Source organism: Methanococcoides methylutens (assembly GCF_000765475.1).
In the GTDB taxonomy this organism is placed as follows: Archaea; Halobacteriota; Methanosarcinia; order Methanosarcinales; family Methanosarcinaceae; genus Methanococcoides; species Methanococcoides methylutens.
Map to the genome: position 1 here is coordinate 562,662 of NZ_JRHO01000014.1, position 25,254 is coordinate 587,915.

24 protein-coding genes are annotated in these 25,254 nt (G+C 43.7%); 10 read left to right on the plus strand and 14 right to left on the minus strand.

The annotated features are described in order from the left end of the window. Positions 1 to 9: 9 nt before the first annotated feature. Positions 10 to 474, minus strand: coding sequence for a CBS domain-containing protein (locus LI82_RS09895; RefSeq protein ID WP_048195409.1), 465 nt, complete (start codon positions 472 to 474; stop codon positions 10 to 12). A gap of 22 nt (positions 475 to 496) precedes the next feature. Further along, positions 497 to 1,510, minus strand: a complete 1,014-nt coding sequence (argC, locus tag LI82_RS09900; RefSeq protein ID WP_048196247.1) for an N-acetyl-gamma-glutamyl-phosphate reductase — start codon at positions 1,508 to 1,510, stop codon at positions 497 to 499. Between the two features lie 406 nt (positions 1,511 to 1,916). On the opposite strand from argC, the gene LI82_RS09905 reads away from it, so the two are divergent. Both LI82_RS09905 and LI82_RS09910 read left to right on the plus strand, forming a co-directional pair. Further along, positions 1,917 to 2,801, plus strand: a complete 885-nt coding sequence (locus LI82_RS09905) for a DUF1616 domain-containing protein (RefSeq protein WP_048195410.1) — start codon at positions 1,917 to 1,919, stop codon at positions 2,799 to 2,801. A 1-nt stretch (position 2,802) separates the two neighbouring features. Beyond that, positions 2,803 to 3,639 (plus strand): CPBP family intramembrane glutamic endopeptidase, encoded by an 837-nt coding sequence (locus LI82_RS09910; RefSeq protein WP_236622727.1) that lies wholly within the window; start codon positions 2,803 to 2,805, stop codon positions 3,637 to 3,639. A gap of 221 nt (positions 3,640 to 3,860) precedes the next feature. On the opposite strand, the gene LI82_RS13155 is transcribed toward LI82_RS09910, so the two are convergent. After that, a complete protein-coding gene (locus LI82_RS13155) occupies positions 3,861 to 4,112 on the minus strand; it encodes a hypothetical protein (protein ID WP_160174979.1) in 252 nt (83 codons plus the stop codon). A 351-nt stretch (positions 4,113 to 4,463) separates the two neighbouring features. On the opposite strand from LI82_RS13155, the gene LI82_RS09920 reads away from it, so the two are divergent. After that, entirely contained in the window at positions 4,464 to 4,892 is a 429-nt protein-coding gene (locus LI82_RS09920) for a nucleoside 2-deoxyribosyltransferase (protein WP_048195414.1), read from the plus strand. An 18-nt stretch (positions 4,893 to 4,910) separates the two neighbouring features. Here the strand turns inward: LI82_RS09920 and LI82_RS09925 are convergent, their stop codons facing one another. The 4 genes from LI82_RS09925 to acs form a co-directional block, all read right to left on the minus strand. Next, positions 4,911 to 5,513, minus strand: coding sequence for a TIGR00296 family protein (locus LI82_RS09925; protein WP_048196251.1), 603 nt, complete (start codon positions 5,511 to 5,513; stop codon positions 4,911 to 4,913). 20 nt (positions 5,514 to 5,533) lie between these two features. After that, positions 5,534 to 6,778: a phosphoglycerate kinase gene (locus LI82_RS09930; RefSeq protein WP_048195416.1), complete on the minus strand. Its 1,245-nt coding sequence runs from the start codon at positions 6,776 to 6,778 to the stop codon at positions 5,534 to 5,536. Between the two features lie 115 nt (positions 6,779 to 6,893). Then, on the minus strand, positions 6,894 to 7,961 hold the full coding sequence (locus LI82_RS09935) for a phosphotransacetylase family protein (protein ID WP_048195418.1): 1,068 nt from the start codon (positions 7,959 to 7,961) through the stop codon (positions 6,894 to 6,896). A 49-nt stretch (positions 7,962 to 8,010) separates the two neighbouring features. Continuing rightward, positions 8,011 to 10,101, minus strand: coding sequence for an acetate--CoA ligase alpha subunit (acs, locus tag LI82_RS09940; protein WP_048195420.1), 2,091 nt, complete (start codon positions 10,099 to 10,101; stop codon positions 8,011 to 8,013). A gap of 225 nt (positions 10,102 to 10,326) precedes the next feature. Here acs and LI82_RS09945 point away from each other — a divergent pair, with 225 nt between their 5' ends. Together LI82_RS09945 and LI82_RS09950 are read left to right on the plus strand one after the other, a co-directional pair. Further along, positions 10,327 to 10,890, plus strand: coding sequence for a flavodoxin family protein (locus tag LI82_RS09945; protein ID WP_048196253.1), 564 nt, complete (start codon positions 10,327 to 10,329; stop codon positions 10,888 to 10,890). Between the two features lie 113 nt (positions 10,891 to 11,003). Further along, positions 11,004 to 12,743: a chloride channel protein gene (locus LI82_RS09950; protein ID WP_052402890.1), complete on the plus strand. Its 1,740-nt coding sequence runs from the start codon at positions 11,004 to 11,006 to the stop codon at positions 12,741 to 12,743. A gap of 102 nt (positions 12,744 to 12,845) precedes the next feature. Here LI82_RS09950 and LI82_RS09955 read toward each other — a convergent pair whose 3' ends face one another. The 3 genes from LI82_RS09955 to cgi121 all read right to left on the minus strand — a co-directional run bounded on the left by LI82_RS09955 (position 12,846) and on the right by cgi121 (position 15,837). Then, positions 12,846 to 14,138: a tRNA (N(6)-L-threonylcarbamoyladenosine(37)-C(2))-methylthiotransferase gene (locus tag LI82_RS09955; protein WP_048195422.1), complete on the minus strand. Its 1,293-nt coding sequence runs from the start codon at positions 14,136 to 14,138 to the stop codon at positions 12,846 to 12,848. An 11-nt stretch (positions 14,139 to 14,149) separates the two neighbouring features. Beyond that, positions 14,150 to 15,238 (minus strand): class II fructose-bisphosphatase, encoded by a 1,089-nt coding sequence (gene glpX / locus LI82_RS09960; RefSeq protein ID WP_048195424.1) that lies wholly within the window; start codon positions 15,236 to 15,238, stop codon positions 14,150 to 14,152. Between the two features lie 89 nt (positions 15,239 to 15,327). Next, positions 15,328 to 15,837: a KEOPS complex subunit Cgi121 gene (gene cgi121, locus LI82_RS09965; RefSeq protein WP_048195426.1), complete on the minus strand. Its 510-nt coding sequence runs from the start codon at positions 15,835 to 15,837 to the stop codon at positions 15,328 to 15,330. 181 nt (positions 15,838 to 16,018) lie between these two features. On the opposite strand from cgi121, the gene thrC reads away from it, so the two are divergent. Beyond that, entirely contained in the window at positions 16,019 to 17,227 is a 1,209-nt protein-coding gene (gene thrC / locus LI82_RS09970; RefSeq protein WP_048195428.1) for a threonine synthase, read from the plus strand. 42 nt (positions 17,228 to 17,269) lie between these two features. Beyond that, positions 17,270 to 20,152 carry a leucine--tRNA ligase gene (gene leuS, locus LI82_RS09975; protein ID WP_048195430.1) on the plus strand — a complete coding sequence of 961 codons (2,883 nt, stop codon included), beginning with the start codon at positions 17,270 to 17,272 and terminating at the stop codon, positions 20,150 to 20,152. 168 nt (positions 20,153 to 20,320) lie between these two features. Here leuS and LI82_RS09980 read toward each other — a convergent pair whose 3' ends face one another. Then, a complete protein-coding gene (locus LI82_RS09980; RefSeq protein WP_048195432.1) occupies positions 20,321 to 20,929 on the minus strand; it encodes a hypothetical protein in 609 nt (202 codons plus the stop codon). A 239-nt stretch (positions 20,930 to 21,168) separates the two neighbouring features. On the opposite strand from LI82_RS09980, the gene LI82_RS09985 reads away from it, so the two are divergent. Genes LI82_RS09985 through LI82_RS09995 form a run of 3 tightly spaced genes read left to right on the plus strand, consistent with a single transcriptional unit; the run spans position 21,169 to position 23,032 of the window. Continuing rightward, the gene (locus tag LI82_RS09985) at positions 21,169 to 21,678 is read left to right on the plus strand and encodes an ArsR family transcriptional regulator (RefSeq protein ID WP_048195433.1); all 510 of its coding nucleotides are present in this window, start codon (positions 21,169 to 21,171) and stop codon (positions 21,676 to 21,678) included. Next, on the plus strand, positions 21,675 to 22,463 hold the full coding sequence (locus LI82_RS09990) for a DUF7839 domain-containing protein (protein ID WP_048195435.1): 789 nt from the start codon (positions 21,675 to 21,677) through the stop codon (positions 22,461 to 22,463). Before LI82_RS09985 ends, LI82_RS09990 begins: the two co-directional genes overlap by 4 nt. 38 nt (positions 22,464 to 22,501) lie before the next feature. Further along, positions 22,502 to 23,032, plus strand: coding sequence for a metallophosphoesterase family protein (locus tag LI82_RS09995; RefSeq protein WP_048195437.1), 531 nt, complete (start codon positions 22,502 to 22,504; stop codon positions 23,030 to 23,032). Positions 23,033 to 23,055: 23 nt separating this feature from the next. Here LI82_RS09995 and LI82_RS10000 read toward each other — a convergent pair whose 3' ends face one another. The 3 genes from LI82_RS10000 to LI82_RS10010 all read right to left on the minus strand — a co-directional run bounded on the left by LI82_RS10000 (position 23,056) and on the right by LI82_RS10010 (position 25,226). Then, a complete protein-coding gene (locus tag LI82_RS10000) occupies positions 23,056 to 23,292 on the minus strand; it encodes a hypothetical protein (protein WP_048195439.1) in 237 nt (78 codons plus the stop codon). Between the two features lie 104 nt (positions 23,293 to 23,396). Further along, a complete protein-coding gene (locus tag LI82_RS10005) occupies positions 23,397 to 23,963 on the minus strand; it encodes an RPA family protein (RefSeq protein ID WP_048195441.1) in 567 nt (188 codons plus the stop codon). Beyond that, complete coding sequence (locus tag LI82_RS10010; RefSeq protein WP_048195443.1) at positions 23,964 to 25,226, minus strand: replication protein A; 1,263 nt, start codon at positions 25,224 to 25,226, stop codon at positions 23,964 to 23,966. Between the last annotated feature and the right edge of the window lie 28 nt (positions 25,227 to 25,254).

A 25,254-nucleotide genomic window follows, 5' to 3' on the forward strand; every position in this document is an offset into this window, starting at 1 on the left:
TAAACCACATTAAATACCTGCAAGACCGCGAATTATATCCCCACGTGTGATTATACCCACAAGCTTATCGCCATCGAGAACCGGAAGCCTGTTCACTTTATGCTTTGTCATAGATCTGGAAGCATCTTCAACTGAACTTTCAAGGCTCACAGTGATAATCTCTTTCTCCATGATATCACTGACCGGTTTTGAACCGACATCTGAAAGCATCTTCTTGGTATCCTCCCAGCTGATAAGTTCACGTATGGGTATCTCTATGACCTCAAATGGACTGGGAAGCCACAGACCGCCATGTTCAGGGATCTCCAGAAGTTTTAGAAGGTCACCTTCTGAGACAATACCCATGACATTACTGCCAGAAACAACAGGAACGCCACTTATGTCCTCTTTCTTCAGCAACTGTGCGACACTACTGATGGAATCTTCAGGACTGCATACAATAACACTGCTGCTCATAATATCCTTTACTTTCATGATCATATCTCCTTTTCGTTATTTATGGTGAAGTTGCCGGAGTCCAGATACCTGTGATCTCATCGAGTCCACACATCACGTTCATATTCTGGATCGCCTGCCCTGAAGCACCTTTTACAAGATTGTCTATCGCTGAGATCACAACAATGCGACCATTATTAGCATCCACTTCAAATCCGATGTCACAGAAATTCGAACCCCTTACAGCACCAAGGGATGGTATGTCATCCAGCACCCTGACAAAGGGTTTGTCCTTGTAGAAATCTGTATAAATATCCCTGACATCCTCAACTGACAAGCTGTCATTTACGAACAGGTGGGCTGTTGTCAGAATTCCACGAATTGATGGAATAACATGTGGAGTAAAACTAACGTCAGTAAGTTTACTGTCCAGACGATTCAGTTCCTGGAAGATCTCCGCCCTGTGCCTGTGGGTAGTCAGCTTGTATGCCTGCACATTCTCTGCCATGTTAGGATAATGGGATGCTGGTGTTGGATTGATACCAGCACCTGTAATTCCTGATTTGGAATCGAATATAGCCATTTTGAGAAGACCGGCAGCAGCAAGTGGAGCTGCAGATAGAGTTGCCCCTGTGGGATAGCATCCCGGATTTGCAATGAATGACTGATCCTTTATCTCAGGATGAAGCTCGACAAGCCCAAATACCGCATCCCTGGGATCTGCATGTTCTATTCCATAGACCTCTTCGAAAATGTCCGTCTTCAAACGATAATCTGCACTCAGGTCGATTACCTTCACATCGCTGTCGATAAGCTCAGGGACTATGTTCATTGCGGTTCCATGGGGAACGGCCACAAAAACAACATCACATCGCTCTTTGATCTCTTCCGGACCAAGATCTTCGAACTTAAGGTCAGAAAAACCACGCAGGTGTTTGTGAGTATCACTTACAGCCTCCCCTGATAATCTGCGGGACGTTGCTGCTTCAATGTTAACTTTAGGATGGTTCAAAAGCAGGCGCATCAGTTCGCCACCTGTGTAACCGGAGGCACCGACTATTCCTGCATTGATCATATCGGTCATGCATTTATGTATAGTTCCAATATTAATTAAGGTTGTTATTTTCACAGTACTTTTATCCGGTTGTACTTAATCTCTAATCTTGAAATTTTTGTCACACATACAACCATGACAGCAACTGAAAACGTTTGTGACTTGCTTCTTTGAAGCATAATCAAACCACGTTTCTTTACTTCAACCTACACACGAATATTTTATCTGCTTTTGAGCTTATTGTAATTATATAATAATTATACAGAATTTAGTCAAAGTGTTTATAAAGTCAGTATGTATTTGTATTAGTAGTTTTTTGCATTTGAACTGCAAACGTTGAATGCTGCATAGAACTTTTTAGCTAAATTTATAAAGCATGGCATATAAATTAGGTATGTAGCAAAACATAACCCATTGAGAAGTAACAATGAAATATCGAAATAATATACCCTCTGATATTCAGGTTGTCATAGCACTTGTTCTACTTACCTGCATATTCATAATGGTTCCCACTTTGAGCAACACGACCATACGAACTGTCCTTGGGCTTCCAATGGTACTCTTCTTACCAGGTTATGCATTGATAGCAGCACTTTTCCCAGCCAGGGATGACCTGGATGGGATCGAGAGATTCGCACTTAGTTTTGGCTTGAATATTGCAGTAGTTCCCCTTATTGGTCTTGCACTCAACTATACACCATGGGGAATCAGGCTTTATCCAATACTAATATCACTTTCTGCCTTCACCATCATAATGTGTATAGTAGCAGTGTTCAGGAGAAAATCCTTCCCCGAGGAAAACCAGTTCAACGTATCTTTTTCCTCAACATATATTTCATTGAAAGATGAGATCTCAAAAAAGCCAGAGAACAAACTTGACCAGATCCTGACAATCCTTCTGGTGTTATCAATAGTAGCCTCAATCGTAACTCTTGCATACGTGGTTGTCACACCAAAGGAAGGAGAAAAATTTACTGAATTCTATATCCTTGGACCTGACAGAATGGCTGATGGATATCCCACAGACCTACAGCTTGGTCAAAATGGTACCGTGATCGTTGGAGTTGTAAACCATGAATATGCAGATACTGAATATTCCATAAAGCTAATGCTTGATAATAGTTCACAACCAATTGATCAGGAACTACTCCACATAACCCTTCCACACAACGAAACGTGGGAGAAAGAAGTAACTTTTATACCAGCATCTGCAGGTGAAGATATGAAACTGCAATTCCTGCTCTACAAAGATAAGAACATGGCAGAGTCATATAGAGACCTCCATTTATGGCTCAATGTAAACGAGGTTTGAAATGGAAACTGAAACTGAAGTTAAAGCTATTGTTGTAGAGGACAAACTCCTTAACAAAATAAGGAGAATGGACCAATTACAGATTGATCTTCTTGTTATAGCCATCCCTTCATTAATGATAATAATCGCGGAAATGTCATTATTTTCTGGCATGACAAAATTCACGATATGGACACATTTGATCCTGCTGACAATGTTAACGTTGTCTACAATGATATTTAACGATAAGAACAGACAACATATAGCATATGCATTTATTCTTCTGTCCTTACTGAGGATACTCAATCTATCAATGCCAGTGTTCTTTGAGATGACACTTCATTCCTATGTATTCATCTATGCAACTCTAGCAATACCGATATATATTCTTGTAAAGGATCAGAACATCTCACTTTCACACCTTGGGATTAACAAGAATATAAGGTACTATGACCTCCCTCTTGTCCTGATAGCAAGTATTGTGATCGCAGCAGGAGAGTTCTTTATCATCAAGCCCGGTTACCTTATACCGGATATATCATTATTGAACTTACTTAAGATATCCATCATCATGATATTTTTTGTAGGTCTGATCGAAGAGCTTGTATTCAGATCAATACTGCAAACGAAACTTGAAGAAATGATAGGGAAGTACCAGGGACTTGTTCTTGCAACTATACTTTTCGCAGTTATGCATTCCGGATATGGTACGCCATATGAAATAGCATTTTCCGGGTTTGCAGGTTTTGTGCTTGGAACCATGTATTTAATAAGAAGAAATCTATTCCTTGTGACGATGACACAGGGATTTGTGAACATACTACTCTTTGGACTGCTCCCTCACATAATAACTCCCTAATTGAATACTCCAGAGTTAGCTACAGAAAATACCAAGTTGATAGTTGGGCTAAAATTCTTGATCTTATCAATTGCTTCAATCGGATTTATGAATTAAGAAGAAATAATCAGTCAAATGAAAACATTCTTTTGACATATATCATAGATCTATTTTAATTAATAATAAGACATATAACAAATATAATTTCATAAAATCCTTATAGTATATTACTAATGATTTAATTAGGAGATAATGTAGCAAATGCTAACTAGCATAATTTCAACTACTACTGCAGTATCATCTACTGTAGTATCAATGATGACAGATATAGGATTAACTGAATATGATATACCAACATTCATTGTTTTTATATTTCTAGTGTCCGCAAAAGAGATCTTATCTGTTTCAAAGTACTCCAAAAAAGCGTTAGCTACATCTCTTAATATGAGCATATTTACACTTCTCGTAGTCATTACAAGCATTGTGATCTTCAAGATCACAGAAATAATTTAAAATTCGTATCAAGTTAGCAGGAAAGTTATCGCCCCAACTTTTTGACTTTCTTTGCTATTTCTTGCACATGAGCATCTTGAGAAATAGCCTCTACAAGTACATCTTCAAAGAAATTTTTTAAAATGAATTCAACCCTATTTTCAACTGTATTTAAAAAATTTGAACGCCCTCCTTGCAAAAGGGATCCAGATCAATAACATCAGTAACCAACTAAAACTAGCAATCGGAAATTGAGTTTATCAACAAAAGTTCAGCTACATTTAAAGTCTCCAGAATGATTATGAATCTTAACTTACATTATTAGAAGGCAAAATTAAGACAAAGGAGATAAAATGAGCATAACTAAAAAAATATACCTTGCAGCACCCCTGTTCTCCGAAGCTGAACAAGAATTCAACAAAAAGCTGGAAACTGCACTGAAAGAGATTGGATTCACGGTCTTTGTACCCCAAGAGGATTCGAATGATACAGAAGCAGCAAGAGAGGATATGGATTCCAGTAATATCTTCCAGTTAAATGTTGAAGCCATCGATGCCTGTGACATAGTGGTCGCTGTTCTTGATGGTGGCACTGATGTCGATTCCGGGACAGCATGGGAGATCGGATATGCCTATGCAAAGAACAAGACGGTAATAGGTATTAAAACCGATTTCAGGACACTGGGACCCGAAGGTCTTGTAAACCTCATGATAGGAGAATCTGCCAATGAGCTTGAGACCAGTGTCAAAGCCCTTCTGAAAAAGATGGAAAAATACAGTTAAGAGGAATCTACACCCTCTTCACTTACAACATGAATTGAACTTTTCTTCTTCAACGTCGCCCCGCGGGCTTATTTCTTTGAATATCTGTCCTTCGAACCAGTACATCTGTGCACCTGTAAGCCAGGCATCGTGCGCCAGACCGGCCTTTAAGCAGGTATGGGTCAAAAAGTCAATAGCATCAAAATCGTTCTCAGGTGCCACCTGTGGAAGCAGCAACCCCTGGTATGGACCGTCCTTAGCAATAAGACCGTGTCGACCTATCTCGATAATTTCCGGTAGCTTTTGCGGAGGCACATCGATAAGTTCGGGTTGTGTCAGTATAGTTACCTCCACAACAATGTCACCCATCTCTGAGATATCCACTGCAGGGAAACGGGGATCCCTTGTTGCTGCTGAGATAGCAGAATCAATGATAGCATCACTCAAAGGAGAATCCGGATACGGATGACCGATACAGCCTCTCAGATCACCTTCGATGGTCAAGGTCACAAAGACTCCGCGCAGTTCATTGAAAACTTCCGGCAAATCGGATACCTGCATTTTTTTTCCATTCTCAAGGAACAGTTCAATAGTATCCCTTGCAAGACTTACAGCCTTTCTACCTTCGGAATCACTGAGCATACTCAACCCCCATGCCACATTCATTCAGTTTCAAGATATCTCTTTGCAGCCACCTTTAAGGCCTCTATACCGGGTAGTGTATCCCCGGCAAGGAAATCGATACATGCACCGCCACCGGTACTTATGTGAGAGAACTTGTCCTCATAGCCGATATTGCGCACCTCAGCAGTAATATGGCCACCGCCAGCGATCGAATATTCAGCGTTCGCTGCAGCCTTTATTATCTCAAAGGTCCCGATCTCAAAACCATCGATCTCCGAAACACCTGCAGGACCATTCAGAACAACGGTCTTTGCGTTCTCGATCTCACCGGAATATGCAACAATCGTCTCAAGACCAATATCGTTTATCGGAAGGTTCGCTGAAGCGACCTCTTCAATACTGACATCGATCCGCTTGCCACCGTCATTCAATGCAGCATCGCGAGGCAGACCGATCTTCCCTTCGAACCTGTCAAGGACTTGTTTTGCTTTATCGATCTGTTCCAGGTAACCCTGGGATTCAATGAACTTCATATTGGGTTCACCAATATCAACACCCGATGCAGCAAGCATGACGTTTGCCACAACACCTGTGACAAGAACCCTGTCAGCACCACCACTGGAGAGAACGTTCTCTGCAACTTTGATAGAATCATCCGCTTTTGCGCCACCAAGTACGAATATGCATGGGTATTCGTTCCCTTTCAGACTCTTTTCAAGAGCTGTGATCTCACGCTCCATCAAACGCCCGGCACCACATGGAAGCAATCCGGTAAAGCCAACGATGGACAATTGTGACCTGTGAGATACTGCAAAAGCATCATTGAGGAAAATATCAAATAGTGGAGCCAATTGTCTTACCATGTGAGTGCCCTGCTGTTCGCTTACAGGTCTTTTCAGGGATTCTTCCGAATAGAAACGCACATTCTCAAGAAGTATAACATCCCCATTCTCCATTGTAGATATACTTGTCCTTGCATAAGTGCCAAAGATATCATCAATATAGGTCACCTTGCGACCAAGGAGTCTGGACATTATCCGTGCATGTGCCTCCATAGTAGAGAAATCGTTCTTCCCGGGCCGGCTCTGGTGGGCAAGAAGTACGACCTTTGCGTTCTCAAGAGCCCTCAGAGTGGGAATATGGCTATTGATCCTCATGTCATCAAGAATGCCACCCTCCGGATCCATTGGGGAGTTCAGGTCAACCCTCACAAGAATTGTTCTATCCTCAATGTCAAAATCGTCGATCGTGAGAAAATCTTTAGCAGTCAAGGTATTCATCACCAGTATCAATATTTGGATTAGTAAGATAATTTTGTTTTTAATCGAAATGAATGCGATGCACGACACTATATACCAATTTTATATTTATCTATATCCATCTGAAATGTAGCAGAGATCATAGACCTATAATTGATAACAAGCTATTAATGTCCACATTGTTCTCGATAAGCTCGACAATACGATCAAGTTTATGCTCTTTCCTGAACCTTGAGTGTCCGATCAGGCCTTCCATTCTGCCTATAGTTGACATGGTGTCACCACGAACAAGCACCACAGGAATTCCTGCTTCATCCGCACTTCCCAGCACCGCACCACTCGGCTGGAGATTGCCGGTAAGTACAAGGCATTTCACACGCGCTTCAATGGCAGCCATCTGAATATCTGCCCTGTCACCTCCGGTGATGACAACTGAGCCAGGGTTGCGTCGGAAATACTTGATAGCCGAGTTAACCTCCATTGCACCTACAAGATAATGCTCCACAAGCTCTTCAAGATGCTCTGAACCAGCAAGGACCTCAGCATGCAGATCCTCCACGATCTCGGAGATAGGAACTGAACGAAGTGTTGAGTCCTTTGGTAAAACACCAACGACCTTGATACCCTTACTCTCCAGGAAAGGAACCACCAGTTCGCAAACATACGTCATCTGGCCCTCATCTACCTCGTTTAGTATAATGCCTGCAAGCATATCAGGATCATTTATCAATTTGATGTCACAGAGAATGCGATCCACAGCATAGACAGAATCATAACGCGTCACCAGAAGCATCTTTGTTCCAAGTATAGAACTGACCTGAGGATCAGAAAGACCATACATCGCGCCTCCCCCAATGCCACCCGTACCTTCAATGAGAACGACATCCTTGTCTTTCGAAACTTCAGCGAATGCATTGCTAAGGGTCCTGTCAAAATGTTTCTCAACACCTGCAAGAGCATCTTCTGCAAGGTTGTCAGTCAGCAATATAGGAGTGATACGATTGATATCGTCCTTCAGGTCGAAGACCTTTCGCATCTGTTCTGCATCCTCATCAGAGAGGACACCGTTAACATCCACCAGCATGTTACCTATCGGTTTCATGTAACCAACAGAATAACCCTTGTTCCGGAGGATGATACCAATTCCCGTACAAAGGGAGCTTTTACCCGAGTATTTTTCAGAGGAACTTATCAATATAGATGCCACAATAACCACCTTTGTCGTTCAATTATCTCAAATGTCAATGCCAGCATGTTCATTCACTCCCGAGGGTCAGCCTGATGTCCATTGCAACACAGCCCTGGCCTTCAGGTAACACCATCAGCGGGTTGATCTCAAATTCAAGGATCTCCGGGAAATCCATTACAAGCTGTGATACCTTGCAAAGAGTATCAACTATTGAATTAATATCAGAAGAACTTTCACCACGCACACCCGTCAGGATCGGATAGGTCTTGATCGAAGAGACCATCTTTCGGGAGATATCCTTTCCAATAGGAGCAACACTAAAGGATACGTCCTTAAGAACTTCCACATAGGTACCTCCAAGACCGAACATTAGCAGAGGACCAAACTGTACATCCCTGTTCATGCCAATGATCACTTCTTTTCCACCTGTGACCATCTTCTGAATCTGCACACCCGATATAACGGCGTTTGGCATATATCGCCTCACATCCGACATCATGGTATGGTATGCTCTTTCAACATCATCCCGATTCTCCAGGCCAATGCGAACACCTCCGACATCGGTCTTGTGGGATATATCAGCAGAAAGTACTTTCATTACCACAGGATATCCCATCTCCTCACAGGCATCGATCGCCTCCTGCAAGGTCTTCACGTTGGAAGTTCCCACAATGGGAATACCATATGCTTTCAGGATATCAAACGATTCCAGTCCAAGTGTATGCCTGTTCTCAGAAAGTGCTTTTTTCAATATGGAAGATACAGCTTCCTTATCTGCATCGATCTTTTCAGATTCCAGATGAACGCGTTTTTTTATCACACCATAGTTACACAGCGCTGCCATGCTTGAAACTGCCCTTTCCGGGAAAGCAAAATTCGGGATGTGATTCTGATCAAGTATGTCCTCGCCTTCCTCGATCCTGGTGCCACCGACAAAGCTGCATAGGATGGGCTTTTTAGAAGCAACGGCCTTCTCTGCAACCACTTCAGCGATGTTCTTAACATCCGTCATTGCCTGTGGTGATGTCAGTACGATTATGCCATCAACATTTGGGTCATCAAGGATCGTTTCAAGTGCATACCCATAGATATCCGAAGGTGCATCACCAAGCACATCCACCGGATTGTAGAGATTCGCCGCAGGAGATAGTTTCTCCCGAAGGCGATCTATCGTAGATTCATCAAAGGAAGAAAGTGAAAGACCTGCATAATGACAGGCATCGGCTGTCAGTATGCCCAGACCGCCAGCATTGGTAACTATGGCAATGTTCTTACCATCCGGCACTGGCTGACTGGAAAATGCACGTATGTAGTCGAGCATCTGCTCAACGGAATCCGCCCGCATCACACCGCTCTGCGCAAATGCTGCATTATAGGCCTCATCTGAACCCGCCAGCGTACCGGTGTGAGAGGATACTGCTCTTGATCCCACAGCAGTCCTACCGGATTTTACCACAATTATAGGCTTCTTGTGTGATACCTCGCGGGCGATCTCCATGAACTTTGGCCCGTCCTTCACACCTTCAAGATAAGCTGCTATTACCGATGTGTTATCATCATCAGCCATCTCCAGCAGGAAATCGTTCTCAGAAAGGTCTGCCTTGTTCCCAAGACTGATGAATTTTGAAAAGCCGACACCTCTGGAATCAGCCCAGTCAAGCGTGGAAGTGCATATCGCACCGGACTGGGACATCATTGCAATATTGCCTTTCTTTGCCATGGATGCAGCAAAGGAAGCATTCAGACCGGAACCTGTGTCAATGATACCAAGACAGTTGGGACCGACCATTCGCATGCCATGTTCCCTGACAATATCAGCACATCTTCGTTCCAGTTTCGCTCCTTCGATACCCGACTCCTTGAAGCCTGCGGAGATCACGACAACATTACTTACACCTGCAAGACCACATTTTTCCAGTGCATCAGGAACCATTGCTGCAGGCAAAACAACTACTGCAAGCTCTGCTGCATAGGGGGCATCCAGAATTGTCGGATAGCAGCGCAGGCCAAGGATCTCATCAGCCTTCGGATTTATAGGAATTATCTCGCCGTTATAGCTCTCGATAAGATTATCAAGTACCGCCCGCCCCACTTTGCCCTTAGTACGGGAGGCACCAATTACCGCCACAGAAGTTGGTTCAAATAATTTTTCAAGCATTGTTATACCTGTAATTTTCTAACTAATATTGACGATAAAGGTAGATAATGGTTTTTATTAGATCTTGCTTAAAATATTATGGACGGATGATAAGACATTCAGCAAAGAAGAAGAAGAAGAAGAACTTCTATAAAAACTGTTAATCAAAAGGTTTAAGGAGTTACAGCCCGGAAACGATACCAAAATGCTAGTAATAAAGCACTAAATATGCATATCGGTGATTATATGAAGATACTAGGAATATCCGGAAGCCCTACAAAAGAAGGCAACAATGAGAAGATCATAAACGTGGTTCTTGAGATCGCAGGAACAAAAGGTTTTGAAACAGAAAGCATACTGCTCTCCGAAAATAAGGTCAACCCATGTATCGCATGCGGGACCTGTGCACGCGGAGAGAAATGTCCTATCAATGATGACATGCAGAACATATACGCCAAGCTCGCAGAAGCAGATGCTATCGTGTTCTCATCCCCGGTCTACTTTGGTGGAATGACAGCACAACTCAAAGCACTGTTCGACAGGAGTGTCCTTCTCAGAAGACAGGGATTCCAGCTCAAAGGCAAGTTCGGTGCAGTCATGGCAGTAGGAGGATCACGTAATGGCGGACAGGAAAAGACTATACAGGGCATCCATGACTGCATGCTTGTCCACGGCATGATGCCTGTGGGAGACGGTGCACACTTTGGAGGCATTGCGCAGAAACCAGTAGACGATGATGAGATCGGAATGAAAACGGTCATTGATACCATCGAGAACCTTTGCGAGACACTGGGAAGACTGGAAGCCTGAACAGGCGTTGTCCACATATATTAATTGTACAAAAGAGCAGGGATTCCTGTTCTTTTTAATTCATTCTTGATGGCTCTTCCAAAGAACCATTTAGTGTTTCTAAGAGGCGCTTCTTGAACAACAGGTTCTCAAAATCGAACATAAGGGATGCACTATTCAAAAGACTGCATTCTGAACCAGGAATATCAAATAATCTGGCAGTACTGATAGGTATCTTCACAGGCCTTACTATCGTTGCATATGATCTTTGCCTGAAATATGTAGAAGGGGTGTTCTGGAATGGAGGAATTTCAGGCCAATATTATGTGATATTTATCCCTGCAATCGGAGGATTGTTCGTAGGGCTTGTTACCCACCTATACAAAGATCTGAAACGATGCAATGTAGCTGAAGTTATCGAAGGTACTGCATTACACGGAGGAAGGATCCGGATACGTGAAGCTTTCCGGGAAGTCCTTTTGTCCATTGTATCGATCGCAACAGGCGGTTCCGTAGGAAAGGAAGCACCAGGGATCCTTGCCGGAGCAGGTATTGGAACCATTTTTGCAAAAGCGATCAATGCACCTGACAACCGTTACAGGATATTTCTTGGCTGTGGTGCTTCCGGAGGCATAGCTGCGGCATTCAACGCCCCTCTTGCAGGAGTTGTCTTTGTAGTAGAAGTTATATTTGGAGAACTTGAAACAAGGACGTTCATACCCATCGTACTTTCCTCGGTATTTGCGACACTTGTTGCAAACCTCATTTTCGAAGTACACCCAATCGAAGTTTCCTATTACGGGCTTGTAGACCCCATCAGGGAATCCGGCCTGTATCTTGTACTGGGAATCCTTTGTGGCATCACATCTGTAATACTGATACGAACCCTCTACATAACCCATGATACCTTCCGGAAAATCCCGGTACACCCTGCATTCAAACCTGCTATTGGCGGACTTTTTGTGGGCATCATTGGATATTCCTACCCGCAGGTTAGAGGCATAGGATATGATGTGATCACAGAAGTTCTGGCTAACAACTTCACCCTTCAGTTGCTGTTGATACTTCTTGTCCTTAAGATCCTTGCATTTTCGTTCACCATAGGATCAGGAAATGCAGGAGGTTCCATAGTCCCTTCAATGTTCGTAGGTGCCATGCTGGGTGGTGCATACGGAACCATCGTGCATGAACTATTTCCCGCAAGTACAGCCGTATCCGGAGCCTATGCACTGGTCGGAATGGCAGCAACCCTTGCCGGTACCGCCAGAGCTCCCCTTACATCCATGCTTATCCTCTTTGAGCTCACAAAGGACTATAATCTGATTCTTCCGCTGATGTTTGCCTGCGTTGTTAGTAATACGATCGCAAACGGACTTCATGAGGAATCCATATTCACAGAAGTACTCAAAAGACGTGGGTTCACAATCCGCCGGGGAAAGGAGATCAACGTAATGGAATCCATGCTTGTAAGAGGCAACATGAGAAACGATGTCCATACGATCTCAATGAACGATACTGCAAAGGACCTTCTTGACCTTATGCAGTCAAGCCGTCATGCAGGATTCCCGGTTCTTGATGATGATAAAAAGCTACGCGGCATTGTGACCCTGGAAGATATGCGTGAAAAAGTGAATTACGGAGAACTTGACACGAAGATCAGTGACATTGCAACCCTTGATCCTGTGGTAGCATATCCTGACGAATCCCTGGATATTGTACTCAAAAGACTTGCAATGAAGGACATTGGAAGACTGCCGGTGGTTTCCAGAACTGATGAAACTGAACTGCTTGGAATAATCACAAGAAGTGATGTTGTCAAATCCTATAACAAGGAAATAGTCAAGAACGTTCACGAGAAAGATGTTATAAAATAAAGGAACATCGACCAATTGGTCGAAAAATAATTCAACGACGAATAAACGAATCAATCAATCAATCAATCAATCAATCAATCAATCAATCAATCAATCAATCAATCAATCAATCAGCCTTGCAAGGAAATACCCTGATGTTGTATCGTAGATCTCAACATTGCATGAACTTCCAGGTTGAACTGATCCTTCGGGAATTACCACAGGCTTATAGGAAGCTGTGCGTGCCATCACTCCTTTTACCTTTGCATCCATGGATACGAAGACCTCACCTTTCCACCCGACCATTTTTTGTTTAGATCCTAACTTGACCTCATCGCACAGAAGGTGAAGTTTGTTAGATCTGTTCACAACGATCCGGCTGTCGATATTACGATATTCAAGTGCCTTTGTCAGAGGGCGTGGGGTGTAGCGGGAGATGTTCACCTTATCCGGCCTGATCTCTTTCACCCATTCAAGTGTCCTGTCAAAGTCCTCATCAGTCTCTCCGGGAAAACCGACGATAATATCGGTAAATATTGTAAGCTCCGGGAAGACTTCCTTGAAGCGTGCAATGATAACGTTGGTTTCCTCGATACTATGGAAACGGTTCATTCTTTTCAGGACATCATCCGATGCAGACTGTATTGGAAGGTGAAGTATCTTGTAGATCTTATCAGACCTGAATACCTCGATAAGGTCATCGATTATAGGCGTCACTGAAAAAGGATTCATCATGCCTACACGCACCTTAAAATTGCCTGGTATCGCCACGATACGCCTCAAAAGTTCTGGCAGCAGTACATCCCTGTCAGTACCATACTGACCGTTATCCTGCGAGGTCAGCCAGATCTCACGGCATCCTTCCGAAACTGCCATGCGAACATCCTCTACTATTGAATCCGCATCAAAGGATCTGAGCTTGCCTCTTGCAATCGTCACAATGCAGTAAGCACAGCTGTAATCGCAACCCTGCGAGATCTGGCAGATATGAATATTTGGATTAAACCTTGAATGAGCAGTCTTAAGGAACCCTTCCGGTTCGGTACTTAATAACTGCACCCTTTCACGTGAACCGCCATTACGGGAATCATCAATGACATTCAGGACCTTGCCGATCTTTGCAATGGAATTAACGCCAAGGATATGTGCATCAGGGTTCTTCTCAAGTATTGCTTCCAGTTGCACCTGTGGCATGCATCCGGTAACCACCACATCTACACCTTTGTGTCCAAGATCCTCGATCTTGAAGAGGATCTTCTGTTCGGTGGCATACTTAACAGTACATGTGTTGATCACAACCACATCGGCATCCTTTTCATCAACAAGCTCATGCCCAAGACCTCTGACCGAAGCGATCATGATCTCGGACGATGCCTGGTTTGCCGAGCATCCGTATGTTAGGACATGTACTTTCATTTTTAAAAAAATTACAGACGCAACGGAGTATCCTCTTTGTCCCCGATATAGATAGAATCGGTGAACTTTACAACACCGGAACTTCCCATGGAAATACTGTTCACTCTTGCATCACCGCCACCAAAGAGGTTGACCTGATGCAGGAACTGACCTGGAGTGATACCTGATGCTGCAAAGATAACATCCTTGCCAGGCACAAGTTTGTCTGTGTCAAGTATATCATTTATGTTCTCTTCGGTAATACCCATGGTCTTGAGCCTTGGCATTTTCTCTGCCTTTTCCTTTTCGATCTCTTCATCAGACATTCCATTAGCAACTGATGGAAGGACAAGCCTTGCAAGGACCTTGCCGCCGAGTATCTTTATAGCAGAGGCCGTAAGGACTGCCTCACCTGAACCGCCTGAACCCATGACAACATGCACACCTGAACCCCTGATAGCCGTTGAAACACCAGGCATCAGGTCACCGTCAGTAACAAGGCTCACACGTGCACCGGTTGCACGGATCTCCTTGATCTTGCTCTCGTGGCGTTCCCTGTCAAGGATGACTACGACCAATTCCTCGATGTCCCTGTTAAGTGCCTTTGCAACGATCTCTAGATTCTGCTTAACAGGAGCATCAAGATCGATCTTCTCATCAGGGTGTTCCTTCTCGTACTTTACGACCTGAGAACCTACCACGATCTTGTCCATATAGACATCCGGACCGTGGAACAATCCACCTGGTTCTGCCATTGTCATGACCGAGATAGAACCGGGAGTTCCGTCAGCAGTAAGGTTCGTTCCCTCAAGAGGGTCCACTGCAATATCCACTGCAATGTCACCTTCACCGGTACCGACTTCCTCACCTATGTACAGCATAGGAGCCTCATCGCGCTCACCCTCACCGATCTTGATAACACCTTTGAAATCAAGACAGTTCAGCATCCTGCGCATGGCTTCCACAGAAACGTGATCGGCATAGTTCTTGTTTCCTCTTCCCATTTGATAGGAAGCGGCAATCGCTGCAGCCTCTGTAACGTGAACGAGGCTGGGTAACAAGGCAGTCTCAATAGGACCTGCACTTTTCATCATGTTCTCTGCTGTCTTTGGGTGAGGCAAAATATCATCTCCAATAAATGTATGTAGCTGACTAATGTTCCAAAACTATTAATATTTTCCACCGGTTCCACTTTTCTGCCGGAGTACACTTATTTCAGGACATCCACAAGAGCAACGCGCTCCAGCACAAGCTCAGGGATCTTTTCATCCCCCACTGCATCAAGTTCATCCCCAGTAATGCAGAACTGTGAAACGATAGCATCCTTTTTGGAATCGGAATAATCCAGTACCGATGCGGGTTCTATTGATCCGGAGAGACCTTCAACAGCACTTTCTGCTGAAACAGTATCCCCGATGACGATGAATAACACATTCATCCGACCTTCCGTAAGACCAATTGAAAAGGCTTCACCGATCTGTCGCTTTCCGGAAGCATAGCGCATAATCTCAACACCAATGTCCTTGGCGACATTTGTACCGTTGTCCATAGAACGCATGGCTTTTTTGATGGCACTATCCACATGTTCCTTGCCTGCGATCCTGTCTGCATTGATCCCCTGTATGACAACATCATGTTCTGATGCCATTGCGGAGAGTCTTCCCAGATATGAACGCAGATCATCAATGAAAAGTGAACCTTCTACAAGCCGGATATCCATAGATTTACAGGATGATATTTTCATTCAATAAGTATAACGGTCGGGACCACGAAATGAAAAGAGCAGATATTAAAGCAAAACGTTTATTCCGCTTCTTTTATTTAGGTTGTCATTTATTAAGCACATTATAATTAGACACTATAATGAGACCATTGATGCTCTTATTTTGAGGAGACCTTTGATGTACCATCTGGAATGCATAGAATGCGGTCAAAAGTATACAAAATCAGAAATCATCTATACCTGCAAATGTGGCGGGTTGCTCGATGTTATCTATGACTATTCTGCTATTAAGATCGATATGCAAAAGCTCCGGACTGAATCACCATCTGTATGGAAATACAGGGCATTATTGCCGATCGAGACAAAACCTGTAAGCATCCAGGAAGGTGGCACACCACTCTACCGTTGTGATCGGCTTGCTGAAAAGATCGGGATCAAAGAGCTGTACGTCAAACATGAAGGGTTGAATCCAAGCGGTTCTTTCAAGGACAGGGGAATGACTGTCGGAGTCTCAAAGGGAATAGAGCTTGGGATGAAGACGCTGGCATGTGCATCCACAGGGAACACATCTGCATCCCTTTCCACCTACGGTGCTAAAGCAGGACTGCCTGTTATCGTATTGCTTCCGGAAGGGAAGGTAGCCCTTGGAAAAGTAGCACAGGCATTGATACACGGCGCGAAGGTCTTGAGCATCAGGGGAAATTTCGACGAGGCAGTTGTCCTTGTGCGTCAGCTTTGTGATGAAGAGAAGATCTACCTGCTCAATTCCATCAATCCATACAGACTTGAAGGCCAGAAAACCATTGGTCATGAGATCGTTGACCAGCTTGGTTTCAATGTTCCTGACAGGGTCGTTGTTCCGGTAGGTAATGCAGGAAATGTTGCTGCTATCTACAAAGGCTTCAAAGAGTTCATGACACTTGGGATCACAGACCGTGTCCCGAAAATGACGGGCATCCAGACCGAAGGGGCCTGCCCAGTCACAAAAGCATTCAAAAAAGGTACTGAAGATATTGTTCCTGAAAAGAACCCCGAGACCATTGCAACGGCAATACGCATAGGCAACCCGGTCAATGCAAAAAAGGCATTAAGGGCGATCTATGAGTCAGGTGGAAATTCAGAAGCAGTGTCAGACGAAGAGCTTGTAGAGGCACAAAAAGACCTTGCGCAACTTGAAGGGATCGGTGTCGAACCTGCAAGTGCAACTTCCGTGGCAGGACTTAAAAAACTTGTAGATGCAGGCGTCATTGGTCATGATGAAACGGTCGTATGTGTTACAACGGGTCACCTGCTAAAGGACCCTGAAGAAGTCATTAATATATCTGCAGAACCAATTACAGTAGATGCTAATATTGAAGCTGTCCGCAAGGCGGTTTTCTCCAAATAACAAAATCTCCGGATTACAAAAATTGTTGGAACGGTGTTATTCATGCAACAAGATTATATTTCACGTGATATCGAACAGAAATGGCAGCAAAAATGGAATGAAAGCGGCGTATTTGAAGCTGAACCTGATGAACGCGAAAAGTTCTTCATTACAATTCCATACCCCTATCTGAACGGGAACCTGCATGCCGGACACACAAGGACATTCACCATTGGTGATGTTGTTGCAAGGCACAAGAGGATGCATGGATATAATGTCCTGTACCCAATGGGATTCCACGTAACAGGAACACCTATAGTCGGACTTGCCGAACTTATCCAGAACAAGGATCCTGAGACCATGAAGGTCTATTCCCAGTTCCACGGCATACCAATGGAAACATTGACGGGACTTGACACACCTGAGAAGATCGTGGAATACTTCAGTGTGGAAGCTGAGAGGTCCATGCGTTCCATAGGTTATTCTGTTGACTGGAGACGCAAGTTCACGACAACCGATCCAACTTACAAGAAGTTCATTGAATGGCAATTCAACCTCTTATATGAAAAAGACCTCATTGTAAAGGGTTCCCACCCTGTAAAATGGTGTCCTAATGACAACAACCCTGTGGAAGACCATGACATTCTCCACGGTGAAGAGGCAACTATTGTCGATTATACCCTTATAAAGTTCAAGTTCGATGATATTGTACTGCCCTGTGCCACCCTCAGGCCTGAAACTACCTTCGGTGTAACGAACCTCTGGATAAATCCGGACCTGGAACACGTTAAGATCAAGGTCACATTCGAAGGCAGGGAAGAGTTCTGGGTCGTCAGCAAGGAAGCATACCACAAGCTCACTTTTACTGACAGGGAAGTAGAGTTCATCGAAGACGTGGATGCAAAGTCACTTATCGGTATCAAAGTGAAGAACCCGCTTACAGGAGCAGAGGTCATCACCCTTCCGGCATCCTTTGTAAAAGGCGAGAACGGAAGCGGTATCGTCATGAGCGTACCATCACATGCACCTTATGATTATCTCGCTGTACGTGACCTTTACGACAAGGACCTCAGCGAATATGGTATTACAGAAGACCTTCGAGACATTAAGTTCATCTCCCTCATCAAGGTCCCGGAGTTCGGGGAGCTTCCGGCTATAGAAGCTGTGGAACAGTTCAACGTTAAGGATCAGAAAGACCCTAAGGCAGAGGAAGCAACAAAGATGGTCTATCGCCGTGAGTTCCACGGCGGTGTGCTTAAAGAGAACACCGGAAAGTATGCAGGAATGCCAGTCTCCAAGATCAAGGATGTGCTAACTAGAGACCTCATCGAGCAGGGGCTTGGAGAAGTTTTCTATGAGTTCAGTGAACCTGTTGTCTGCCGCTGCGGAACTCCATGTGTTGTCAATATGGTCAAGGGACAGTGGTTCCTGAACTACTCCAGCCCGGAGTGGAAGGATAAGGTCTACCGTTGCATCGAGAATATGGACATCATACCTGAGGAACTAAGGGTCGAGTTCAATAATAAGGTAGACTGGCTCAAGGACAAAGCATGCGCCAGGAAGAAAGGGCTTGGTACACTTTTGCCATTTGACAAGGACTGGCTTATCGAATCCCTCGGAGATTCCACCATCTATATGTCCTACTATATCGTTGCCAAGTTCATAGCACAAGGCATTGGAACGGAACAGTTGGTTCCTGAACTATTCGACTATGTCCTTCTTGGAAAAGGAACTATTGAGGATGCCGAGGCAAAGAGTGGGGTCAGTTCAGATATTCTTGAGCAGATCCGCAGTGATTTCGAATACTGGTATCCTGTTGACCTGAGATCATCAGGCAAGGACCTGATACCAAACCACCTTCTCTTCTTCCTGTTCCACCATGTTGCGATCTTCGAGGAGGAAAAATGGCCTCGTGCGATAGCCATCAACGGCTTTGTATCGCTGGAAGGAAAGAAGATGAGCAAGTCCAAGGGACCATTGCTTACCCTCAATGACGCGATTGCCAATTATGGTGCGGACATATCCAGGATGTACATTCTGTCCAGTGCTGAACAGATGCAGGATGCGGACTGGAAGAACAGCGGCATCGAATCTGCAAGAAAGCAGATAGACAGGTATTACAAGCTTGCAAAGGACATCATAGAATCCGGTGCCGCATCAGGCATTGGTAGTGATATGAAAGGTATCGACAGGTGGATGCAGAGCAGACTGCAACAGCGTATCCATGAGACGAATGAAGCCCTGGATACCATAAAGACAAGAAATGCGTTGCAGAATTCTTTCTTCCTGCTGCTCAATGATCTGAAGTGGTATCAGAAGCGTGGCGGAAGCATACTTCTCTACGATGTACTTGAGACATGGGTACGCCTTATGGCACCGTTCACCCCTCACGTCTGTGAAGAGATATGGGAAGCAATGGGCAAAGAATCCATGGTTTCTCTTGAAGCATATCCAGTATACGATGAAACACTTGTAGACAACCGTGCTGAGTTTGCAGAAGAGCTGATCAGCAGCACACTATCAGATGTTGATGAGATCATAAGGGTTACAAAGCTCACACCTCAGAGAGCGATCCTTTACACAGCACCAGAATGGAAAACAACAGCCTTCAAGACAGCACTCTCAATGCAGAAAGAAGGCTCCCTTAACCCCGGCGTACTGATAAAGGGATTAATGAGCGATCCGGAGATGAGACGCTATGGAAAAGAAGTGTCCAAGTTTGCACAGAAACTTGTCACAGACATCACATCCATGAGCGAGGATACGTTCAACACACTGGCAAACTTTGATCTTGATGAGAAGGTCGCCCTTGAAGAGAACATAGAGTTCTTTGAAAAGGAGATAGGATGCCCGGTAGACGTATATTCAGCTGACAATGCAGAATATGATCCCGAGAACAAAGCAAGATTTGCTTTCCCATTAAGGCCGGCGATCTATCTGGAATAAGGTGAAAGGGGCATCCCTTCACCACTATTTATTTTTGCAGAACGTATTCTTACAGAAGGTATTTTTACCGGATAAACTACAGAGAAGATCGACTTGCCAATTCGATCGACTTAGAGAAGTTATTTTGGCAAGCCCTATTTAGATAATAGTTGCTTAAATAAAAAATATTTAAATGAGAGTTACCTGTTTGGTCTTAGGTATGAGACCACTCAGATCGGACATGTCCTTTGTCAGTGCAATGAGAACAGAACCTTTCAGCGCAATGAACTCTTCTTTGGCTGAATATTTGTCCGCTTCATATGCAGGATCATGATCAGGGACCGTCATCCGTGTAATAGACCTTCGAAGATCGCGAATGTCCTTCCCGGTTGTTTCTTTGACAGTTAACAGAGAACGGCGATAATTCCTTATATGCGAATCATTGATCCCCATCATCTTTAGCTCTTCCTTGAAGACAGGTCTCTCAAATATGGAAGATAAGATGCAAACGGCTGCCGGAAAACGAACATCCGGCTCAAGTGTATGAAGATGTTTAGTCATCAGGGAATAAATATCATTATTCAACGATTCAGAACCTTCTACACACACATAGATCTTTGATGGAGGTATTTCCACCTCATTGAGCTTGTGCATATCCCTCAGTGCACGAAGATAACCTGTCAGGATAAGGCGATGCTCATCAAACCCCTCTGCTTTCAGCTCCCTGCTGATCCCACTGATGGACAATTGCTTCTTTTCAAGTATCCTGCATATCTTCGTGTAGAGGTCTTCAGACATAATATCTAACCAATATTGGTAACAAAATTGGATAAATGTATCGGTCAATTAAAATGATGTAGAATTTCTAACAAAACCACTCCACAACAACAAAAGATCCGGCCTGTAAACACCCTTGCCACAACACATTTATTTAGTTAGAGTTGCATATGTACCAAAGCTAAGTTAACAATCGAACTGGATTCATATCTATCATATTGTATTATCCCCCCTAAGTACCCTAATAAGAGGTATTAATGATGCCCAAAAGGACTCGAATTATAAATGATCCCTCAGAACTAGTTCCCCTTCTCCAAACCTTTCAGTCAGGACAACATAAACAGGTCTTCAATCTTCTTTTGGTTGAATGGATGACAAAAGGAGACCTGGAAGAAAAAATGGGTTGTGATGTTTCTGAAAGTATCACAATATTGAAAGAATGTGGCTTGCTCGAAAGCCAGTGGCATATGCCAGAACCAGGTAAAAAACCTGAAAAAGAGTACCATTCATCCTATTCTAAAGTGCAAACAAATTTCCAGTGTTCTTTTGAAGATCTAAGTGAAATTATTATGCTCACATTCCACCCTTATGAAGAAATAAAAGACATGATCGAAGAACTGGAAGAACTTGTGGAAAAGGGCAATCACTCAATGAGCAGCTTGACACGTGCAATGAACAAGAGTCCAATATATGTTCGTTCTCTGGCAAGAAGGTCACCCAAACTCACTGTTATGGGACAAAGACTCAAGATCAATGAGGAAACTGAATGATAGATATTCTCCAAAGCAAAAGCGGCATAACTAAATTTCAAATCCTGACAGAAGTTGCTGCTCATCAGCCTAACGTTCGTCAAAAAGAAATTGCTGAAAAGATCGGTGTGACACCACAAGCAGTATCCGAATACATCAAGGAACTTACAGCAGAAGGTTTCATTTATTCAGATGGAAGGGTGAGATATCGGATCACGAAAAAGGGCGTGGAATGGGTACTGGAAAATGCTGCTGATATGAAACGCTATGCTAATTTTGTCATGAGTGACATCATCAGCCATGTTTCTACGTGGACGGCTATCGCAGATGAAGATATTGAAAAGGGGGAAAATGTATATCTTCAGATGAGAAACGGATTGCTTTATGTGAGCAAAAGTATTGAGACCGGTGCAACTGGAATGACCATATCTGCTGCTGAGAAAGGCGATGATGTAGGTGTTACCAACCTTTTAGGCATGATAGATCTTGAAAATGCCAGTATTACTGTCTGCAAGGTACCACGCAGTGAACGTGGTGGATCACGCAATGTCGACCTGGAGAGGTTACAAAAACTTGCCAGTTCAAAATCTTATATAGCAGCCATAGGTGTCGAATCCCTCGTTGCGTTGAAGAAGATCGACATTACCCCGGATGTCATGTACGGAGCAAAAGAATCCGTTGTAGAAGCAGCTTTCCACGGATTATCTTCCCTTGTGCTTGCTATTGATGAAGAAGTGCCCCAGATCATGAGCAGATTGGAAATGGAAAATCTGGATTACGAACTAGTTGACCTTAACCTGCAATGAAATAGCAACAGCATGTTATGAATAGATAAGGGATCGATATGAAGATAATTGCTCTTTCTGATACCCACCTTACAAGAGGGGGCATCCCCCCTGCATTCAAACACCTTCTTGATGACTGTGATATAATCGCCCACGCCGGCGATTTTACAACCATGGAATGTTATCAGGCCTTTGCCGATACTGGCAAGCTCAAAGCGGTCCATGGGAATTCTGATGATAGTGAGCTAAAAGAACTATTGCCCGAAAGATTGATCTTTAATGCCGATGGTGTCAAAATAGGTCTCGTACATGAAGGAGCCTTATCGATTATGGATACCACCGCATTACGCTATCTTGCACTTGAGATGGGAGTGGATGTTTTGATCTTTGGTCATATCCACAGACCACTGGTGGAAACTAGCGATGTGATACTTATCTGCCCGGGATCCCCTACAAGCCCCCGTATGTCAGACCCTTCCATAGTAAAGATAAATATTGATAATGGAAAGGTCTCTGCAGAGATAGTAGAAATCGAAGGACATGCGTGCGGTTTTATTGATTTTTCCCGTAAGCTCGAAAGCACGAACTAAAAAGAAGAAGGCATATTTTATTTTTATTCATTCGCCCCGTTGATAGTCTCGATCTTGAACATTGTGCCGGTATCATGAAGACTTAAGTGAACCTTGTCACCAAACCTCAAGATCTCATCAAGATCGACATTGTTACCCCAATCATAGACATAATCATATGCCCCCTGAATTGGTTTGAAACCCATTGACATCAAGCTTCTATTGACATCTGAAGGACTGGCACCATTGCTGCTGAACCATATCAATAGGTATGTCTTCATGTTACCACCCAATTAATAACAAAGAGAGACCACCTTATTATTTTTGTGGTTAAAAAAAGATAGCTACTGCACATAATGTGCAGTATTAAATATCAGAACACAGATCAAATATCTTCTTTTAATGACTTTAGTGCTTCCTTTACCATTGAAGCATATTGAGTGTTGTCAGCGCCATAGTGTTCTTTTGCCTTGATGACATTTGGATCCATATTATCAAGATCTTTAATGCGTTCGAGTGTTCTTTTTGCAGTGTCTGCAACCCATAGATCACGTGTAGCACCATCCACCAGAGAAATGGATTCCGGCCTGACAGATGTCAGGACAGTGCCTTCTGCTGTCGTGTAGGTACTTGGTTTCCCTACAATGGCTACAAAGGCAGGTGTTTCACATTCTGCAAGGAACTGTGCTGCTTCGGGTTGATACTGTCCGGCATATATCATGAAGGAACCGGTAGGATCAGACACCCGCCCTCTCCAATATTCGGAATCTGTGCCAATATCTTCCTTTTCAATAAGTGTTCCCACAATAAAGAGACGATTTACTTTTGCACCTGTAGGCGTTAACAGGTACTGTGGAGAATATTGGTCATCCCCGTCCTTAAATGTCAAATTGGATTCCCTGAACTCCTGTGCAAAAATACGGCGTGAAACTTCTCTTACATATCCGGCCATTTACAACACCTCCGCCTCTGAAATAAGTTCATCAATTGTTTCCGGGCTCAACTCCGCCTGCGGTTCAATAGAATCAACCAGGATATAACGATCCATCTTGGAACCTGTTACTGCGAAATATTTTCCGAGAAGTTTGAGTTTCATTTGATCAAGAACAACACCCTGATCAAGAGCATCTGCTGCCATGGAAATCGCATCATCAAGGGTCATATCAGAGATCTGCTCCGCAAGCTCTCTTTTTAGAAGGGCTTCCTGCGCAATATTTCCGTCATCAAGAACGGCTTTGATACGAAGGTCATAAACACCATCTACTTTTCCATGTTCCATACATGCCCCTTTGGTCAATGCCCTGTTGCATGTAGGACAGCGTTTTATCAAACCTGATCCGGACTGAACATCCACCATTACACCACTAAAAGTAACAGAAGATGTGCCGATATCCACTTCCTCATCAAGCTCTTCTATTGTACTGTTCTTGTTAAGAGTAACTTCAAATCGGTCATTCCATTCCTGAGCAACCACATTGTTGAAAAGATAGCTTTTCTCTTCTTCGATATCCGGAAGACCGGCACTTGTCCACTTTATGAATTTGATGGTTCCTGTTCCGTCTCCTATCAGACCGACCTGAGATATGGATTCATGAGTATTGTCCCAGAGCTGTGATACCCTTACTTTAAGAGAGATCCACTTACCATCCTCGGTAATATCAGCAACACTTACCATAGGTGCAGGCTGACCATCTGTCGGAGAAGATAGTGCAGTGGATACTACATCGATATCCTCAGAGATCTCTTCGATAATAGTGTTCTTGTTAAGTGTTATCTCGAACCTTCCGTTCCACTCATTGATGACAACATTGTTGAACTGGTAGCTTTTACCTTCCTGGACATCAGGGATATCATCGCGTGCCCACTTAATGAATTTGGTCGTTCCAGTATCATCCCCTAAAAGACCTACCTGAGACACGGATTCATGAGTGCTGTCCCAGAGTTGCACGACCTTTCCCCTGATGTTTACCCATTTACCACCCTCGTTGACCTCATTGATCTTTACAAGAGGAGTTGATCCCTGACCTGTGAAAAAATCATTCCTGTCAATATTGTATTCTTTCAGGAAATATGCTATAACACTCCTGCGGGCTTCATCCAGGGGAACCTTGAACTTTGTGACAAGTTTGTCAAGTCTTTCGGCAATGTTCTCAATGGGTATATCCACACCAAGTTCTAAAAATCTGTTCTTGATATTCTCTGCTGTCTTATCCATATTAATTCCTCAAGCCTCTTGTTTGTAT

Bases quoted from the DNA above. Each gene is read 5' to 3' on its own strand.
- LI82_RS09925 (WP_048196251.1), bottom strand. From the start codon at position 5,513: ATGCTCAGTGATTCCGAAGGTAGAAAGGCTGTAAGTCTTGCAAGGGAT.
- LI82_RS09990 (WP_048195435.1), top strand. From the start codon at position 21,675: ATGATAGATATTCTCCAAAGCAAAAGCGGCATAACTAAATTTCAAATC.
- argC (WP_048196247.1), bottom strand. From the start codon at position 1,510: ATGATCAATGCAGGAATAGTCGGTGCCTCCGGTTACACAGGTGGCGAA.
- thrC (WP_048195428.1), top strand. From the start codon at position 16,019: ATGTACCATCTGGAATGCATAGAATGCGGTCAAAAGTATACAAAATCA.
- acs (WP_048195420.1), bottom strand. From the start codon at position 10,101: ATGCTTGAAAAATTATTTGAACCAACTTCTGTGGCGGTAATTGGTGCC.
- LI82_RS09980 (WP_048195432.1), bottom strand. From the start codon at position 20,929: ATGTCTGAAGACCTCTACACGAAGATATGCAGGATACTTGAAAAGAAG.
- LI82_RS09995 (WP_048195437.1), top strand. From the start codon at position 22,502: ATGAAGATAATTGCTCTTTCTGATACCCACCTTACAAGAGGGGGCATC.
- LI82_RS09910 (WP_236622727.1), top strand. From the start codon at position 2,803: ATGGAAACTGAAACTGAAGTTAAAGCTATTGTTGTAGAGGACAAACTC.
- LI82_RS09905 (WP_048195410.1), top strand. From the start codon at position 1,917: ATGAAATATCGAAATAATATACCCTCTGATATTCAGGTTGTCATAGCA.
- leuS (WP_048195430.1), top strand. From the start codon at position 17,270: ATGCAACAAGATTATATTTCACGTGATATCGAACAGAAATGGCAGCAA.
- cgi121 (WP_048195426.1), bottom strand. From the start codon at position 15,837: ATGGATATCCGGCTTGTAGAAGGTTCACTTTTCATTGATGATCTGCGT.
- LI82_RS09895 (WP_048195409.1), bottom strand. From the start codon at position 474: ATGAAAGTAAAGGATATTATGAGCAGCAGTGTTATTGTATGCAGTCCT.
- LI82_RS10010 (WP_048195443.1), bottom strand. From the start codon at position 25,226: ATGGATAAGACAGCAGAGAATATCAAGAACAGATTTTTAGAACTTGGT.
- LI82_RS10000 (WP_048195439.1), bottom strand. From the start codon at position 23,292: ATGAAGACATACCTATTGATATGGTTCAGCAGCAATGGTGCCAGTCCT.
- LI82_RS09920 (WP_048195414.1), top strand. From the start codon at position 4,464: ATGAGCATAACTAAAAAAATATACCTTGCAGCACCCCTGTTCTCCGAA.
- LI82_RS09945 (WP_048196253.1), top strand. From the start codon at position 10,327: ATGAAGATACTAGGAATATCCGGAAGCCCTACAAAAGAAGGCAACAAT.
- LI82_RS10005 (WP_048195441.1), bottom strand. From the start codon at position 23,963: ATGGCCGGATATGTAAGAGAAGTTTCACGCCGTATTTTTGCACAGGAG.
- LI82_RS09985 (WP_048195433.1), top strand. From the start codon at position 21,169: ATGCCCAAAAGGACTCGAATTATAAATGATCCCTCAGAACTAGTTCCC.
- LI82_RS09955 (WP_048195422.1), bottom strand. From the start codon at position 14,138: ATGAAAGTACATGTCCTAACATACGGATGCTCGGCAAACCAGGCATCG.